Below are 15,962 nucleotides of genomic sequence, written 5' to 3'. Positions count from 1 at the left end.
CGGGGGCTTGCGGCAAGGCCCAGGTGGTGCTGCACAATCGCTGGGCAATGCAGGGACCAGCCACATTCGGGAGTGACAAGATCATGCAAGAGATGACCACCGACGTGATCGTTGTCGGCGCTGGGCCTGCCGGATTGATGCTCGCGGGGGAGCTGGGTCGGACCGGGGTGCGGCTGTTGGTGCTCGAACGCCGTGTACAGCCGGGTACCGCGCAGAAGGCCAGCGGTCTCGGTGGGCGGATTCTGGATGTGTTGCGCTTTCGCGGACTGCTCGACCGGATGACGGCGGTCAGCGGTGACCCGAGTCCGAAGCCGATCTTCCCCTTCGGGGGCGTGCACCTGGACTTCACCGGTCTCGACGAAACTCCGATGCACGCTATGGCGATTCCGCAGGCGCGGGTCGAGGAGTTCCTCGCCGAGGACGCGGTAAACCTCGGCGCCGAGATCCGGCGCGGACACGAGGTGGTCGCGGTGACCCAGGACGACGACGCGGTGATCGCGGAGGTGAACGGGCCGGACGGGCCGTACCGGGTGCGCGCCCGCTACCTGGTCGGCTGCGACGGTGGCTGCAGCCGGATTCGCGAACTGGCGGGAATCGAATTCCCCGGCCGCACCTATCCGGAGGTCAACCGGTTGGCGGTGGTCGCGGTGCACGAGTCGGTGACCGTGCTCGCCGACGGTGGGATCGAGGTACCCGGTGTCGGCCGGATCGATCCGGGATTCACCCGCACCGACAACGGGGTGTTCGCGCTCGGACGGGTCAGTTCCGAGGACCGGGTGATGTTCTTCCAGACCACCGAGAACGACGACGCCGAATACGACAACTACGAACCGCTGACCATGGCCGAACTCGGCGACAGCGTCCGGCGCGTGCTCGGCGCGGAGGTTCCACTCGGCGCACCGACTCGCTTGTCGCGCTACCAGTTCCAGGACCGGCAGGCTGAAAACTACCGTGTGGGCCGGGTTTTCCTGGCCGGTGACGCGGCCCACCTGCTGCCCGCCACCGGTGCCGCGATGAACCTCGGCATGACCGATTCGGTGAACCTTGCCTGGAAGCTGGCCGCCGACATCGGAGGGTGGGCACCGGCGGACCTGCTCGACACCTACCACTCCGAACGCCACTTCGCCGGCGGCCGCGCACTGCTGCAGACCCGCGCCCAGGCGGCACTGCGCCAGGGTCAGGACCCCGCCGCCGAGGCCTTGCGCGCGGTGTTCCAGGAACTCCTCGCCGACGAACCCGCGCTGCGCCGGATGGGAGCGCTCGTCGCGGGCACCGATCTGCGCTACCCGGCACCCGGAACCCATTCGCTCACCGGCACTTTCGCGCCCGATCTGATCCTGCACACCGACCAGGGCACCACCACCGTCGCCGAACTCATGCACGCCGCGCGACCGGTCTTGCTCGACCTGGCCGACCGCGCCGACCTGCGCGAGATCGTCGGGGAATGGGCGCCGCGCGTCGAGATCCACTCGGCAAAGACTGTCGATCGCCCGGCCGATGCTCTCCTGATCCGCCCCGATGGTCACATCGCCTGGGCGGCGACGATCGACGAGCCGTCCGACACTGCCGCGGCCGATCTGCGCGTGGCTCTGACCAGGTGGTTCGGCGTCTAGGAATCGCGCGAGAGCGGTTTCCTACGCTTGCGGCGCCGACTTTCCGGCAGTACGGCCCGGCCGGCGCGCACCTGACCGCCACGGCGACGCGATGCCACCTGAATCACGAACCGGCCCAGGGTCATTCGATCCTGGGCCGGATCGCGTGGAAATCCGTGCCCGTCTGTGGATTACTCCTGGGATGAATTCGATCTCGACAACCGATCGGTCGGCGACGCGCGCGCTGCCCGGCTGGTCGGTGCCGATGGTGTTCATCGTCGCGGCGACCTCGCAATATGTGGGTGCCGCACTCGGGGTATTCCTGTTCGACACCACCGAACCGGCCACCGTCGCCTGGCTGCGCGCCGCCGCGGCGGGGGTGGCGTTGCTGGCCTGGCGGCGTCCGTGGCGGTCGGGGTGGTGTTGCTGGCCGGTGTGCAACTCGACGTCGAGCCGGTCGGTGTGGGTTTCGCCTCGGCCGTCCTGTGGGCGGCCTACATCCTGGTCGGCAAACGCGTCGCCGACACCGGTGACGGCCAGGATTCCCTCGCTGTCGGCATGGCGGCCGCCGCGGTGCTGCTGGCACCGTTCGTGGTGATCCCGCAGCTGGCGATCGACGCCGCGGTGTTTGCCGACCCACGGACCTGTCTGCTCGAACGGCTCGAAGTAGCCGATGACCTACGCGGACAACGCAATTGGTGGCTACTCGCCACGGTGAACAACTGGCCCGAACAACCCGACCTGGCCCCGATCTTCACCCGGTTCGCCCAAGCCCTCCGCGCACGCACGGCCTGATCCGCAGTTCACCGCTGCGACCGCAGGAACCCGCCCTCGGAGTCGATCACCTGCCCGACCCCCACCGCCCGTCATCGGAAACGAGCCAGGCGATCAACCGAGCCGGATCATCCGGCGCCCCGACGTGGCAGCGCGGAAACGCGGCCCGCACTTCCTCGATGACCGTCAGATCCCGATCCGCCGTCGCCGCAGTCAGGTACCCCGTGTCCACGGGACCCGGATTGACTGTATTGAGCAAGATCCCGCGCTCGATCAGCTCGGCGGGCCCAATGCGTGGGGAACAACGCGGCCCCCTGCTGCGCCAACCGCCGCGCCACCGCGAACCCGATCCCGCCCCGCCGACTCAACCCGGTCACCACCGCGACCCGCCCGCTCAACGCCGTCGATTCCATAGAAGCGATGGCACCCGGCGTCGCGCCCTCCTCGCAACCGAATCCTCTCTGGCAATCGTCGCGCGGGCGCGCGGGCGTCGTTGTGCTCGCGGATGTCGAGGTGGTTCGGCGAGCTATCGGCGGTGTCGCGGTTCAGTTGCTCTGGGCGAGGTAGTTGTAGATTTCGTGGATTTCGATGATGGGCTGGTTGGGCATGCCTACTTCCATGCCGATGGGGCCGAGGGTGGATTCGGCGAAGCTGTGGAATTGCTCGGGGGTTTCCCAGACGTCGGTGACGTGGAATCCGGTGTCGGTCTTTCTGACCAGGTGAAACAGGAGGCCGGGGCCGCCGGAGCCGCCGTGCACGAAGCCCATCTTCGCCAGGGCCTGGTCGTACTGTTCGAGGGTCGAGCCGGGGAATTCGAGTTCGACGGCAACTGTCATGACGGTCATCTCCTTGCGCGGTCGAGCGGGGGGTGGAGTGACTGGGGCCCGGCCCGATGAGCCCGGGGTGGCGATCGAACACCGTGACCCGGCGCTCCGATCGGATCACGATCGCTCTGGGCGGCGGTACGAACTCGCCGTCGCGATGTGGTGCGCGTCACAGTCTAGTCTGTGGGTCATCGGCCGACAAGCAACCTCATCGGCCCGCCCGAGGTGGCTCCGGACGGCAGCTCGTTGTCGCCCAGACCATTCCGATACCGGAGTCGGCGGGTGCTGTGCGCGGGCGGGAGGCAGTGCTGATCAGCTCGTATCCGAGCCGCCGTGGCACCGCCGCGCTGCGGACATTGGCCGCGTCGCAATGGATTTCGAGGCGACTGATGTGGCGGAGGGTCAGTGCGGTGGTGGTCAGGGCGTGGGCGGCGCGGGCGATGATTCCCCGGCCGGTGTGGGCGACGTGGCACCAGTAACCGATCTCCAGGGCGGTGGGGTCGACTCTGTCGTGGAGTCCGATCCCACCCACCACCTCGCCACTCGCGGTGAAGATCCCGTACCGATAGCAGCCGTCGGGCGTCGGCCAGTGCGCGGCCGAGTTCTGGAGGGTGCGGCGTTGTCCGGCGAGCGTCGGTGGCTGCTCGGCCCACGCCATCCACGGGCGAAGGTGGGCGTGTGAGGCGGTCAGCGCGGCGAACTGGCGCGTCAGGTCACTGGTTCGCCAGCGGCGCAGCAGGAGATCGCCCAGATCGATCCGCTCCGGAGGAGTCGGCCTGGAATGGGTGCTGAAGCCGATGGTCATGACCGATGATGGTGGACCCCGCGGCTACCTGGCAACGTGTTTTCCGGGCGCCCGACGGTGTCCGACTAGTGGATCCTGGCGAGGATCTGCTGGTGTGAGGCTGGTTGACGACCGGGTGAGTCACCGACGCGGCGCCAGCCTTCTAGGGCGTTCCGGCGACGTGAAGGCGATCACGGCGCGGTTCGGGTCGAGACCGCCGCCGCGGCGCTGCATCGTGGCGAAACATGCGCGCTCACTGGGCTTTCGGACCGACAGTGATCACGGACACGGCAGTGGTCATCGACTGGTGGTCCGTGGTCGTGCTCACAGGTGGGCCTACCTGGTCAAAGGCGTCCCGCGGCGCTGATAGGCTGACGGGCGAGTGAGGCATCCTTTAACGGACCGTCCGGTGAGGCGGGGAAGGAGGTCGGCATGGCTGTGCCCGAACGGGCGGCCAAAACCGGCGCGGGCGAAACATCGCAGCGGCACACCCCGGAGTGGGTGGCAGCCGGTCGCGAGTTGTTGTCGCCATCGGACGTGACCAGGACCGTAGCGCGGATCGCGCATCAGATCATCGAGAAGACCGCTTTGGATTCCGGCGACGCCGACGCACCGCGGGTGGTTCTCATGGGAATCCCCACCCGCGGCACCACTCTGGCGAACCGGCTGGCGGACAAGATCGAGGAATTCTCCGGTGTGCGCCCCGCGCTCGGCTCCCTCGACATCACGCTGTATCGCGACGACCTGCGCAGTCGCCCGCACCGCCCGCTCGAGCGCACCTCGGTGCCCGACGGCGGCATCGAGAACTCCCTGGTCGTCCTCGTCGACGACGTGCTGTTCTCGGGTCGCACAGTCCGCTCCGCCCTCGACGGCCTGCGCGACCTCGGCCGCCCCCGCGCTGTGCAGCTGGCGGTCCTCATCGACCGCGGGCACCGTGAACTGCCGATCCGCGCCGACTACGTGGGCAAGAACGTGCCGACTTCGCGCGCCGAGGACATCTCGGTGCTGATGGTCGAGCACGACGGTCGTGACGGTGTGTATCTGCATCAGGAAGGTCAAGAGCAGTGAGGGACCGCATGAACACGGCCACCCAGTGGTTCACGCCGGACCTGACCGCCGGCGAGGTGGCGGCGTGAAGCATTTGCTGACGGTCGCCGACCTGGATCGCGGCACCGCCACCGAACTCCTCGATGAAGCCGAACGTTTCGAGCAGGCCCTGCTCGGCCGCGAGGTGAAGAAGCTGCCGACCCTGCGCGGGCGCACCGTGATGACGGTGTTCTACGAGAACTCCACCCGCACCCGCGTGTCCTTCGAGGTCGCGGGCAAGTGGATGAGCGCCGACGTGATCAACGTGAGCGCGTCGAGTTCCTCTGTCTCCAAAGGTGAATCGCTGCGCGACACCGCGCTCACCCTGCACGCGGCGGGCGCCGACGCGCTGATCGTGCGCCACCCGGCTTCGGGTGCCGCGCACCAGATCGCGCGCTGGATGGAGCAGTGGGCCCGCGAGGAGAACCGCGCCGCCCCGTCGATCATCAACGCGGGCGACGGCACCCACCAGCACCCCACCCAGGCCCTGCTCGACGCACTCACCCTGCGCCAGCGCCTCGGCGACGTCGAGGGCAAGCGGATCGTGCTGGTCGGCGACATCCTGCACAGCCGGGTCGCCCGCTCCAATATCTCCCTGCTCAACACGCTCGGTGCCGAAGTGGTGCTGGTCGCGCCGCGCACGCTGCTGCCGGTCGGCGTGGACGCCTGGCCCTGCCGGATCTCGTCCTCGCTGGACGCCGAGCTGCCCGGTGCCGACGCGGTGATGATGCTGCGCGTGCAGGCGGAGCGGATGAACGGCGGGTTCTTCCCGTCGGCCCGCGAATATTCGATCAACTACGGACTGTCCGAGCGCAGGCTCGCGCTGCTCGGCGACGACGCGGTGGTCCTGCACCCCGGCCCGATGCTGCGCGGCATGGAAATCGCCTCTGCGGTCGCGGATTCGCCGAAATCGGCTGTGCTGCAGCAGGTTTCGAACGGAGTGCACATGCGGATGGCCGTGTTGTTCCGGCTGCTCGTCGGTCAGGAGGAAACGGTATGAGTGAGCTGCTGATCAAGAACGTCAAGCCCTACGGCGAAGGCGACCCCGTCGACGTCCTGGTGCGCGGCACCCTCATCGCCGAAATCGGCACCGGTCTGACGGCGTCCGACGATGCCGAGGTGATCGAGGGCAACGGCCAGATCCTGCTGCCGGGCTTCGTCGACCTGCACACACACCTGCGTGAACCCGGCCGCGAAGACACCGAGACCATCGAAACCGGTTCCGCCGCAGCGGCATTGGGCGGTTACACCGCGGTGTTCGCGATGGCCAACACCAGTCCGGTCGCCGACTCGGTGGTGATCACCGACCACGTGTGGCGGCGCGGCCAGGAAGTCGGCCTCGTCGACGTGTTCCCGGTCGGTGCCGTCACGGTCGGCCTGCAGGGCAAGCAACTCGCCGAGATGGGCACCATGGCCGCCGGTATCGGCCAGGTCAGGATGTTCTCCGACGACGGCCACTGCGTCGACGACCCGCTGATCATGCGCCGCGCCCTCGAATACGCGAACTCGCTCGGCGTGCTCATCGCCCAGCACGCCGAGGAACCGCGCCTGACCAAGAACGCCATCGCGCACGAAGGCCCCAACGCCGCGCGCCTGGGACTGCACGGCTGGCCGCGCGCCGCCGAGGAGTCGATCGTCGCGCGTGACGCACTGCTGGCCCGCGACGCGAACGCCCGCGTGCACATCTGCCACGCCTCCACCGCGGGCACCGTCGAACTGGTGAAATGGGCCAAGTCCCAGGGCATCTCGATCACCGCCGAGGTCACCCCGCACCACCTGCTGCTCGACGACTCGCGCCTGGAAACTTACGACGCCGTCAACAAGGTGAACCCGCCGCTGCGCGAATCCACCGACGTGGCAGCCCTGCGCCAGGCACTGGCCGACGGCATCATCGACTGTGTCGCCACCGACCACGCTCCGCACGCCGAACAGGACAAGTGCTGCGAGTTCGCGGCCGCCCGCCCCGGCATGCTCGGCCTCGAGACGGCGCTGTCGATCATCGTGCAGACGATGGTGCAGTCCGGCCTGCTGGACTGGCGCGGCGTCGCGAAGGTGATGAGCGAGAAGCCCGCCGCGATCGTCGGCCTCGACGACCACGGCCGCCCGATCGCGGTCGGCGAGCCCGCCAACCTCACGCTGATCGACCCCGACGCCGAGTGGACGGTGCGCGGCGCCGAACTGGCGAGCATCTCGAACAACACACCGTTCGAGGACATGACGTTCCCGGCCGAGGTCACAGCCACCGTGCTGCGCGGCCGGGTAACTGCCCGCGAGGGCAAGGCGGTCGGGATCTAGGGAGGCCAGGACGTGGAAAGAACGCTGTGGGTTGTCGGGCTGCTGGCATTTTTCTTCATATGCCTGTGGCTGATGTACCGGGCTTGGCAGAAGAAGGCCACGCGGCAGCAGGCACGCATCGGTGAACTGCCGACGGTGCCGGCCGAACTGGGCGCACAACTACTGGAACCGACCACCGGCATGTACCTGGGCAGCACCATCGCGCCCAGCTGGCAGGACCGGATCGCGGTCGGTGACCTGGGATTCCGGGCGACCGCCGAACTGACGCGGTTCGAACGCGGAATTCTGCTCGAACGCGACGGCGCCACGGTGATCTGGATTCCGCAGGAATCGGTGTCAGCCGTGCGTACCGAGCGCGGACACGCGGGCAAAGTGATGACAGACAATGGTGTGCTGGTAATTCGCTGGACACTGCCGACGGGAACCGAGATCGATACCGGTTTCCGCGGTGACGACAAGACGGTGTACCCGGCATGGACGGCCGGGACAGCGGATTCCACCAGGGTGACGACGGGAGACGACGAATGACAGTGAAAGCAGCCTTGGTGCTCGAGGACGGCCGCGTATTCCGCGGTACCGCCTTCGGCGCCGAGGGCCAGACGCTCGGTGAGGCCGTGTTCTGCACGGCGATGACCGGGTACCAGGAAACCCTGACCGACCCCAGCTACGCCCGCCAGATCGTGGTGGCCACGGCCCCGCAGATCGGCAACACCGGCTGGAACGACGAGGACGACGAGTCCGCCAAGATCTGGGTCGCCGGTTACGCCGTGCGCGACCCCTCGCGAGTCTCCTCCAACTGGCGCGCCACCGGCACGCTGACCGACGAACTCGACCGCCAGGACGTGGTCGGCATCGCCGGCATCGACACCCGCGCGGTGGTCCGCCACCTGCGCAGCCGCGGCTCGATGAAGGCAGGCATCTTCTCCGGCGCCGCGCTGGCCGCCGACGAGGAGCTCCTCGCGCGGGTCAACGGCCAGGCCTCGATGCTGGGCGCCGACCTCGCCGAAGAGGTCAGCACCGACGCGATGTACACGATCGAACCGGTCGGCGACCACAAGTTCACCGTCGTCGCGGTCGACCTGGGCATCAAGACCAACACCCCGCGCATGTTCGCCGAGCGCGGCGTGCGCACCCACGTGGTGCCGTCGAACACCTCCCTCGACGACATCCTCGCGCTGAACCCCAACGGCGTGTTCCTGTCGAACGGCCCCGGCGACCCGGCCACCCAGGTCGGCGCGATCGCGCTCACCCAGGGTGTGCTCGAGCGCGGCATCCCGCTGTTCGGCATCTGCTTCGGCAACCAGATCCTGGGCCGGGCGCTGGGCCGCTCGACCTACAAGATGAAGTTCGGCCACCGCGGCATCAACATCCCGGTGATCGAAGAGGGCACGGGCCGCGTCTCCATCACGGCCCAGAACCACGGCTTCGCCCTGGAAGGCGAGCGCGGCGAGGTGTTCGACACCCCGTTCGGCAAGGCCGAGGTCTCCCATATCTGCGCCAACGACGGCACCGTCGAGGGTGTGCGGCTGGTCGACGGCCGCGCCTTCTCGGTGCAGTACCACCCCGAGGCCGCCGCAGGCCCGCACGACGCCGCATACCTGTTCGACCGTTTCGCCGGTCTCATGGAAGGAGCCTGATGCCTCGCCGCGAGGATCTGAAGCACATCCTGGTGATCGGCTCTGGCCCGATCGTGATCGGCCAGGCGTGCGAATTCGACTACTCCGGTACCCAGGCGTGCCGGGTGCTGCGGTCCGAAGGACTGCGCGTGTCGCTGGTGAACTCCAACCCGGCGACCATCATGACCGACCCCGAGTTCGCCGACGCCACCTATGTCGAGCCGATCACCCCGGAGTTCGTCGAGAAGGTCATCGAGAAGGAGCGCCCCGACGCCATCCTGGCCACCCTCGGCGGGCAGACCGCGCTCAACACCGCGGTCGCGCTGCACGAGAACGGTGTGCTGCAGAAGTACAACGTCGAGCTGATCGGCGCCGACTTCGACGCCATCCAGCGCGGTGAGGACCGGCAGAAGTTCAAGGACATCGTCGCCAAGGTCGGCGGTGAGAGTGCCCGCAGCGCTGTCTGTTACACCATGGACGAGGTCCGCGCGACCGTCGCCGACCTCGGTTACCCGGTGGTCGTTCGCCCCTCGTTCACCATGGGCGGCCTGGGCTCGGGCATGGCCTACAACGAGGAAGACCTCGACCGCATCGCCGGTGGCGGCCTGTCCGCCTCGCCGACCGCGAACGTCCTGATCGAGGAGTCCATCCTCGGCTGGAAGGAGTTCGAACTCGAGCTCATGCGCGACCGCAACGACAATGTGGTCATCGTCTGCTCGATCGAGAACGTCGACCCGATGGGTGTGCACACCGGTGACTCGGTCACCGTCGCCCCCGCGATGACCCTCACCGACCGCGAATACCAGAAGATGCGCGATCTCGGCATCGCGATCCTGCGCGAGGTCGGCGTCGACACCGGCGGCTGCAACATCCAGTTCGCGGTGGACCCGGCCGACGGCCGCCTGATCGTCATCGAGATGAACCCGCGCGTCTCGCGTTCCTCGGCGCTGGCGTCGAAGGCCACCGGTTTCCCGATCGCCAAGATCGCCGCCAAGCTGGCCATCGGCTACACCCTCGACGAGATCGTCAACGACATCACCGGCGAGACCCCCGCGAGCTTCGAGCCGACGCTGGACTACGTCGTCGTGAAGGCGCCGCGGTTCGCGTTCGAGAAGTTCCCCGGCGCCGACGCCACGCTGACCACCACCATGAAGTCGGTGGGTGAGGCGATGTCGATGGGCCGCAACTTCTCCGAGGCCCTCGGCAAGGTGCTGCGTTCGCTCGAGACAAAGGCCGCCAGCTTCTGGACCACCGACGACGGGCCGTGGGCCCCGGTGGACTCGACCGACCCGGCGTCGGTGCGCGAGGCGATCGAGGCCATCCTCGCCGACCTGCGTGTGCCGACCGAAGGGCGCATCTACCAGGTCGAGCGGGCGCTGCGCTTCGGCGCGAGCGTCGCCGAGGTCGCGCTGGCCTCCGGCGTGGACCCGTGGTTCGTCGCCGAGGTGCTCGGCCTGGTCGAGCTGCGTCAGGAAGTTCTCGACGCGCCCGTTCTCGACGAGGACCTGCTGCGTCGCGCCAAGCACTACGGCCTGTCCGACCGTCAGCTCGCCGCCCTGCGGCCCGAGCTCGCCGGTGAGTCGGGTGTGCGGTCGCTGCGCCACCGCCTCGCGGTGCGCCCGGTCTACAAGACCGTCGACACCTGTGCCGCGGAGTTCGAGGCCAAGACCCCGTACCACTACAGCACCTACGAGCTGGACCCCGGTGCGGAGTCCGAGGTCGCGCCGCAGCGTGAGCGCGAGAAGGTCATCATCCTGGGTTCGGGCCCCAACCGCATCGGACAGGGCATCGAGTTCGACTACTCGTGTGTGCATGCGGCACAGACGCTTTCGGCTGCCGGGTACGAGACCGTGATGGTCAACTGCAACCCCGAGACCGTGTCCACCGACTACGACACCGCCGATCGTCTCTACTTCGAGCCGCTCACCTTCGAAGATGTCCTCGAGGTGTACAACGCCGAGGCCGAGTCGGGCACAGTCGCTGGTGTGATCGTCCAGCTCGGTGGCCAGACTCCGCTGGGTCTGGCGCAGCGGCTCACCGACGCGGGCGTGCCGGTGGTCGGTACCTCCGCGGCCGCGATCGACCTGGCCGAGGACCGTGGCGAATTCGGTGACGTGCTCGTCGCCGCCGGACTGCCCGCGCCCAAGTACGGCACCGCCACCACGGTGGCGCAGGCCAAGAAGATCGCCAACGAGATCGGCTACCCCGTCCTGGTCCGCCCGTCCTACGTGCTGGGCGGGCGCGGCATGGAGATCGTCTACGACGAGCAGTCCCTCGAGGGCTACATCTCTCGCGCCACCGAACTGAACCCGGATCACCCGGTGCTGGTCGACCGGTTCCTCGAAGACGCCATCGAGATCGACGTCGACGCGCTGTGCGACGGCGAAGAGGTCTACCTCGGCGGCGTGATGGAACACATCGAGGAGGCCGGTATCCACTCCGGTGACTCCGCCTGCGCACTGCCCCCGATCACGTTGGGCCGCAGCGACATCGAGGCCGTGCGCCGCTCCACCATCGCACTGGCCAAGGGTATCGGCGTCAAGGGCCTGCTCAATGTGCAGTACGCCCTCAAGGACGACGTGCTCTACGTCCTGGAAGCCAACCCCCGGGCGAGCCGGACGGTTCCGTTCGTCTCCAAGGCCACCGCCGTGCCGCTGGCCAAGGCCTGCGCGCGCGTCATGCTCGGCGCCACCATCGCCGACCTGCGCAAGGAAGGCATGCTGCCGCCCGAGGGCGACGGCGGCCACGTGCCCCTGGACGCGCCGGTCGCGGTGAAGGAAGCCGTGCTGCCCTTCCACCGGTTCCGTCGCGCCGACGGCTCCGGCGTGGACTCGCTGCTCTCCCCGGAGATGAAGTCCACCGGCGAAGTCATGGGCATCGACGCCGACTTCGGCACCGCGTTCGCCAAGAGCCAGGCAGCGGCCTACGGCTCGCTGCCGACCGAGGGCACCGTGTTCGTCTCGATCGCCAACCGCGACAAGCGCGCCATGGTGTTCCCGATCAAGCGCCTGCACGACCTGGGCTTCCGCATCCTCGCCACCGAGGGCACCGCGGAAACCCTGCGCCGCAACGGTATTCCGTGCGAACAGGTGCGCAAGCACTCCGACCCGGACGCCACCGATCCGGCCACCGGCATGCCGGAAGCCTCGATCGTGGAGCAGATCCGCGACGGCGAGATCGACATCGTGTTCAACACCCCCTACGGCAACTCGGGCCCCCGCGTGGACGGCTACGAGATCCGCACCGCCGCGGTGGGCGCGAACATCCCGTGCATCACCACCGTGCAGGGCGCTGCCGCGGCGGTGCAGGGCATCGAGGCCAGCATCAACGGCGGCATCGGGGTGCGCTCGCTGCAGGAACTGCACTCGAAACTGCGTGGCTGACATGACATTCGGTCACCGGCTGCAGAAGGCAATGCGACAGTTCGGACCCGTGTGCGTCGGCATCGACCCCCACCCCGCCTTGCTGCGGGCGTGGGGGCTCACCGAAGACGTCGACGGGCTCGAGGCTTTCGCCGAGATCTGTGTCGAGGCCTTCGACGGCCGGGTCGCGCTGGTGAAGCCGCAGGTCGCGTTCTTCGAGACCTACGGTTCCGGCGGCATCGCGGTGCTCGAGCGCACCATTTCGGTACTGCGGGCCTCGGGCACCCTGGTGCTGGCCGATGCCAAGCGTGGCGACATCGGTTCCACCATGGACGCCTACGCCCATGCCTGGCTGGGCGACGGGCCACTCGGCTCGGACGCCGTGACGGTCTCGCCCTACCTCGGTTTCGGATCCCTCGAACCGGCGCTGAGCCTGGCGAAGGACAATCACCGCGGGGCGTTCGTGCTCGCGGCGACCTCGAATCCCGAAGGGGCGCAACTACAACGGATCACCGCCCCGGACGGGCGCACGATCGCGCAGACGATGGTCGACGAGGCCGCCGCCCGCAATGCCGGGTCCGGTTTCGGCTCCGTCGGTGTGGTCGTCGGCGCGACGCTCACCGAGGCGCCGGATCTGTCGGCCCTCAACGGCCCGATCCTGATGCCCGGTGTCGGCGCGCAAGGCGGGGGACCGGACTCCATCCGCACCCTGGTCACCGAGGCGAACTTCGCCGCCGCCGTACCCGCGGTGTCGCGCGAATTGCTCAACGCGGGCCCGTCGGTGACGGCGCTGTGCGACAAGATGGCTCAGCTGCAAGAGGAGTTCGCTTTCCTGCAGCGCTGATGAACACCATGACGGGCCGGGGTAGCGACACGCTGCCCCGGCCTCGTCGTTGTCGCTCCAGCGCGCCGCGGCCCCGACCATCTCCCCGACGACTCGTCATCGTGCCGTCACGAGGACCAGAGCGGCCAACAGCGTGGCTGTCAGCACGGTGGCACCTTCGATCCGGAGGTGGTTGGCCAGCTCCTGCTGCACAATCGCGCCGATTCGCCAGTGCACCGGCGCACCGAGCCCGAGCGCGAGGTGCTCGAAGTCACGGCGCCGCGACCCGCTCGTTCCTGGCTCGCCACCAACCGAACGCGCCGATGCCGAGGGGCGCCAGCACCGTCAGGAACCCCGACAGCGGCATGAACGCCAAGCCGGACACCGTGACCGCGCCGAGCACGAGCAGCACCGCGCCGGGCACATACCTCAGTGCGCGCTCCAGCGCCATCATCGCGATGCCGAAACCGATGCCGACCACGCCGAACTCGGTGAACCAGAAGGTGAGCTCGACATCTTGATCAGCGGCGAAGAACAGCGCGACGCCGAGGGCGGTATGGGCGACGCCGATGAAGGTGAGCAGCGCACCGGCGAGCGGGAATCTTGTTCTTGAATCCATATTCATAAACTGTGCCACTAGGCTGATCCGGTGGCAAGACCCCGCCTTTTCACCGACGATCAGGTGCTCGACGCGGCTCGCGACCTGCTCGCCGACCCGGCGATCACCCGCCCCGCCATCACCGCGATCGGCACGGCCGCCGGCGTGCACTCGGGGTCGATCTATGTGCGTTTCGCCTCACGTGACGAACTGCTCGCCCGTCTGTGGCTGCGGTCGATCCGCCGGTTCCACGAGGGCTTCATCACGGCACTGACCGGCCCCGCGCCGCTGCTGTCCGCCGCCACGTACCTGCCGCGCTATTGCCGCGCGCACCCCACCGAGGCGCGGGCGATGAAGATGTTCCATCGCGACGAACTCCTCGAGGTCGGCGCCGAGGATCTGCGGGCCGCGATCGCCGGTGTCAACGACGGGATGAACGCCGCCCTGCTGACTGCCGTCGTGACCGAATTCGGGATCGCCGACGACCGATCGCTGGCCATCGCGGGTGCCGCCGTGAAGGCGATTCCGTACGGTCTGGTCCGCGATTACATCGCCCGCGCCGCCCCGATTCCGGACTGGATCGACGAGGTTGTGATCACCGCGTCGGGTGCGGTTCTCGACGAGTTTCGTGCCCGATCTTGACGACACGCTGTGCGAAATCGTGCGACACGCGGACTTTTTCAGGAAACCCGCTGGTCGCGCGCCACGGGGTTTGCCAGGGCGGCACCTGGCCTTCGCGCTACCTGGTGGCTATCATCGCCCATATCGGTATAACCGCAGGTGGGGATGCATTTCGGTAATTCGGCTGTACGATCGAGACGGTGGAATCAGCCGTCACCGCATCGGGTCCGCGCGCGCCATACGGCATCCGTAATCCTGCCCTGACCTGGGGGTCGGGTTCGCAATCGGCGCGCACCGTGGGTACGGTCGCACAGACCGTCCGGGTAACCGGCGGTAGATCTGGCAATGAACGATGAGACGGAGGAACCCGTGGCCCTTCCCCAGCTGACTGATGAGCAGCGCGCCGCTGCTCTGGAGAAGGCGGCTGCCGCTCGCCGCGCTCGGGCAGAGCTCAAGGAGCGCCTGAAGCGCGGTGGAACGAACCTGAAGCAGGTCCTCACCGATGCCGAGTCCGATGAGATTCTCGGCAAGATGAAGGTTTCTGCGCTGCTCGAGGCTCTGCCGAAGGTGGGCAAGGTCAAGGCGGCGGAGATCATGACCGAGCTGGAGATCGCGCCTACGCGTCGTCTCCGTGGTCTCGGTGCCCGGCAGCGCGCCGCGCTGCTCACCCGCTTCGACTTCGACGCCTAAAGTCTGGTGGACAAAAACACGCGGAAGGGCCGGCTGGTAGTACTGGTCGGCCCCTCGGCCGTGGGTAAATCCACGGTCGTGCGGTGCGTGCGGGAACGCCTGCCCGAATTGGTCTTCAGTGTGTCGGCCACGACACGGGACCCACGTCCCGGCGAGGTCGACGGTCTCGATTACCGCTTCGTTTCCCGCGTCGAGTTCGACGCCATGATCGCGGCGGACGAATTGCTCGAATGGGCAGACATCCATGGGGGGTTGCAGCGATCGGGCACCCCCGCCGCCCCGGTGCGCGAAGCGCTGGCGAGCGGACTTTCAGTACTGATCGAAGTCGACCTGGCCGGTGCACGGTCGGTCCGGCAGGCGATGCCGGAAGCACTGCTGGTGTTTCTCGCGCCGCCGAGCTGGGAAGAACTGGTCTCGCGGCTGCGTTCGCGCGGCACCGAGACGCCCGAGGTGATCGAGCGCAGGCTCGAGACGGCCCGGGTCGAATTGGCGGCCTGTGACGAGTTCGACACGGTCATCGTGAACAGCGAGGTAACGACCGCTTGTGAGCAGTTGGTATCGTTGTTCGTTAGCACAAATTCGAGTTCTTGACCCACTAACCCGCAGGAGTCACCCCTAGTGAGCACGGACATCACCGCAGTACCCGCGTACGACACTCCGATCGGCCTCACCAACCCCCCGATCGATGAGCTGCTCGAGCGCACGTCCTCCAAGTACGCCCTGGTGATCTACGCGGCCAAGCGCGCCCGTCAGATCAACGATTACTACAACCAGCTCGGTGACGGCATCCTCGAGTACGTCGGCCCGCTCGTCGAGCCGGGTCTGCAGGAGAAGCCGCTGTCGGTCGCCATGCGCGAAATTCACTCCGACCTGCTCGAACACACCGAGGGCGAGTGA

At 67.9% G+C, this 15,962-nt stretch carries 17 protein-coding genes; 13 read left to right on the top strand and 4 right to left on the bottom strand.

Annotated elements, in window-relative coordinates; all coding sequences use genetic code 11:
• Positions 1-47 precede the first annotated feature (47 nt).
• Both ACTWPB_RS24945 and ACTWPB_RS24940 read left to right on the top strand, forming a co-directional pair.
• The gene (locus ACTWPB_RS24945) at positions 48-1,613 is read left to right on the top strand and encodes an FAD-dependent monooxygenase (RefSeq protein WP_446222957.1); all 1,566 of its coding nucleotides are present in this window, start codon (positions 48-50) and stop codon (positions 1,611-1,613) included.
• Positions 1,614-1,997: 384 nt separating this feature from the next.
• The gene (locus tag ACTWPB_RS24940; protein WP_446222956.1) at positions 1,998-2,387 is read left to right on the top strand and encodes a hypothetical protein; all 390 of its coding nucleotides are present in this window, start codon (positions 1,998-2,000) and stop codon (positions 2,385-2,387) included.
• A gap of 46 nt (positions 2,388-2,433) precedes the next feature.
• Here the strand turns inward: ACTWPB_RS24940 and ACTWPB_RS24935 are convergent, their stop codons facing one another.
• The 3 genes from ACTWPB_RS24935 to ACTWPB_RS24925 form a co-directional block, all read right to left on the bottom strand.
• Positions 2,434-2,598: a hypothetical protein gene (locus tag ACTWPB_RS24935; RefSeq protein ID WP_446222955.1), complete on the bottom strand. Its 165-nt coding sequence runs from the start codon at positions 2,596-2,598 to the stop codon at positions 2,434-2,436.
• 313 nt (positions 2,599-2,911) lie between these two features.
• Positions 2,912-3,202 carry a hypothetical protein gene (locus tag ACTWPB_RS24930; RefSeq protein ID WP_446222954.1) on the bottom strand — a complete coding sequence of 97 codons (291 nt, stop codon included), beginning with the start codon at positions 3,200-3,202 and terminating at the stop codon, positions 2,912-2,914.
• Between the two features lie 196 nt (positions 3,203-3,398).
• Positions 3,399-3,995: a GNAT family N-acetyltransferase gene (locus tag ACTWPB_RS24925; RefSeq protein ID WP_446222953.1), complete on the bottom strand. Its 597-nt coding sequence runs from the start codon at positions 3,993-3,995 to the stop codon at positions 3,399-3,401.
• A gap of 411 nt (positions 3,996-4,406) precedes the next feature.
• Here ACTWPB_RS24925 and pyrR point away from each other — a divergent pair, with 411 nt between their 5' ends.
• The 7 genes from pyrR to pyrF all read left to right on the top strand — a co-directional run bounded on the left by pyrR (position 4,407) and on the right by pyrF (position 13,177).
• Positions 4,407-5,042 (top strand): bifunctional pyr operon transcriptional regulator/uracil phosphoribosyltransferase PyrR, encoded by a 636-nt coding sequence (gene pyrR, locus ACTWPB_RS24920; RefSeq protein ID WP_378627016.1) that lies wholly within the window; start codon positions 4,407-4,409, stop codon positions 5,040-5,042.
• A gap of 64 nt (positions 5,043-5,106) precedes the next feature.
• Positions 5,107-6,060: an aspartate carbamoyltransferase catalytic subunit gene (locus tag ACTWPB_RS24915; RefSeq protein WP_446222952.1), complete on the top strand. Its 954-nt coding sequence runs from the start codon at positions 5,107-5,109 to the stop codon at positions 6,058-6,060.
• Entirely contained in the window at positions 6,057-7,355 is a 1,299-nt protein-coding gene (locus tag ACTWPB_RS24910) for a dihydroorotase (RefSeq protein WP_446222951.1), read from the top strand. Before ACTWPB_RS24915 ends, ACTWPB_RS24910 begins: the two co-directional genes overlap by 4 nt.
• A gap of 12 nt (positions 7,356-7,367) precedes the next feature.
• Complete coding sequence (locus tag ACTWPB_RS24905) at positions 7,368-7,883, top strand: PH-like domain-containing protein (RefSeq protein ID WP_446222950.1); 516 nt, start codon at positions 7,368-7,370, stop codon at positions 7,881-7,883.
• Complete coding sequence (gene carA / locus ACTWPB_RS24900; RefSeq protein WP_446222949.1) at positions 7,880-8,992, top strand: glutamine-hydrolyzing carbamoyl-phosphate synthase small subunit; 1,113 nt, start codon at positions 7,880-7,882, stop codon at positions 8,990-8,992. Before ACTWPB_RS24905 ends, carA begins: the two co-directional genes overlap by 4 nt.
• Positions 8,992-12,354, top strand: a complete 3,363-nt coding sequence (gene carB / locus ACTWPB_RS24895; RefSeq protein WP_446222948.1) for a carbamoyl-phosphate synthase large subunit — start codon at positions 8,992-8,994, stop codon at positions 12,352-12,354. Before carA ends, carB begins: the two co-directional genes overlap by 1 nt.
• A gap of 1 nt (position 12,355) precedes the next feature.
• On the top strand, positions 12,356-13,177 hold the full coding sequence (pyrF, locus tag ACTWPB_RS24890; RefSeq protein WP_446226472.1) for an orotidine-5'-phosphate decarboxylase: 822 nt from the start codon (positions 12,356-12,358) through the stop codon (positions 13,175-13,177).
• Between the two features lie 250 nt (positions 13,178-13,427).
• Here the strand turns inward: pyrF and ACTWPB_RS24885 are convergent, their stop codons facing one another.
• Positions 13,428-13,775, bottom strand: a complete 348-nt coding sequence (locus tag ACTWPB_RS24885) for a DUF6463 family protein (RefSeq protein ID WP_446222947.1) — start codon at positions 13,773-13,775, stop codon at positions 13,428-13,430.
• A 30-nt stretch (positions 13,776-13,805) separates the two neighbouring features.
• Between ACTWPB_RS24885 and ACTWPB_RS24880 the strand changes: the two genes are divergently transcribed.
• The 4 genes from ACTWPB_RS24880 to rpoZ all read left to right on the top strand — a co-directional run bounded on the left by ACTWPB_RS24880 (position 13,806) and on the right by rpoZ (position 15,962).
• Positions 13,806-14,396, top strand: a complete 591-nt coding sequence (locus ACTWPB_RS24880) for a TetR/AcrR family transcriptional regulator (protein ID WP_446222946.1) — start codon at positions 13,806-13,808, stop codon at positions 14,394-14,396.
• A gap of 348 nt (positions 14,397-14,744) precedes the next feature.
• A complete protein-coding gene (gene mihF, locus ACTWPB_RS24875) occupies positions 14,745-15,065 on the top strand; it encodes an integration host factor, actinobacterial type (RefSeq protein WP_056815410.1) in 321 nt (106 codons plus the stop codon).
• Positions 15,066-15,071: 6 nt separating this feature from the next.
• Positions 15,072-15,656, top strand: coding sequence for a guanylate kinase (gene gmk, locus ACTWPB_RS24870; protein WP_056810544.1), 585 nt, complete (start codon positions 15,072-15,074; stop codon positions 15,654-15,656).
• A 27-nt stretch (positions 15,657-15,683) separates the two neighbouring features.
• Positions 15,684-15,962 (top strand): DNA-directed RNA polymerase subunit omega, encoded by a 279-nt coding sequence (gene rpoZ, locus ACTWPB_RS24865; RefSeq protein ID WP_056810542.1) that lies wholly within the window; start codon positions 15,684-15,686, stop codon positions 15,960-15,962.

The sequence above is a fragment of the Nocardia sp. IBHARD005 genome (assembly GCF_052814245.1).
This window is presented reverse-complemented; position numbering and strand designations above follow the sequence as displayed.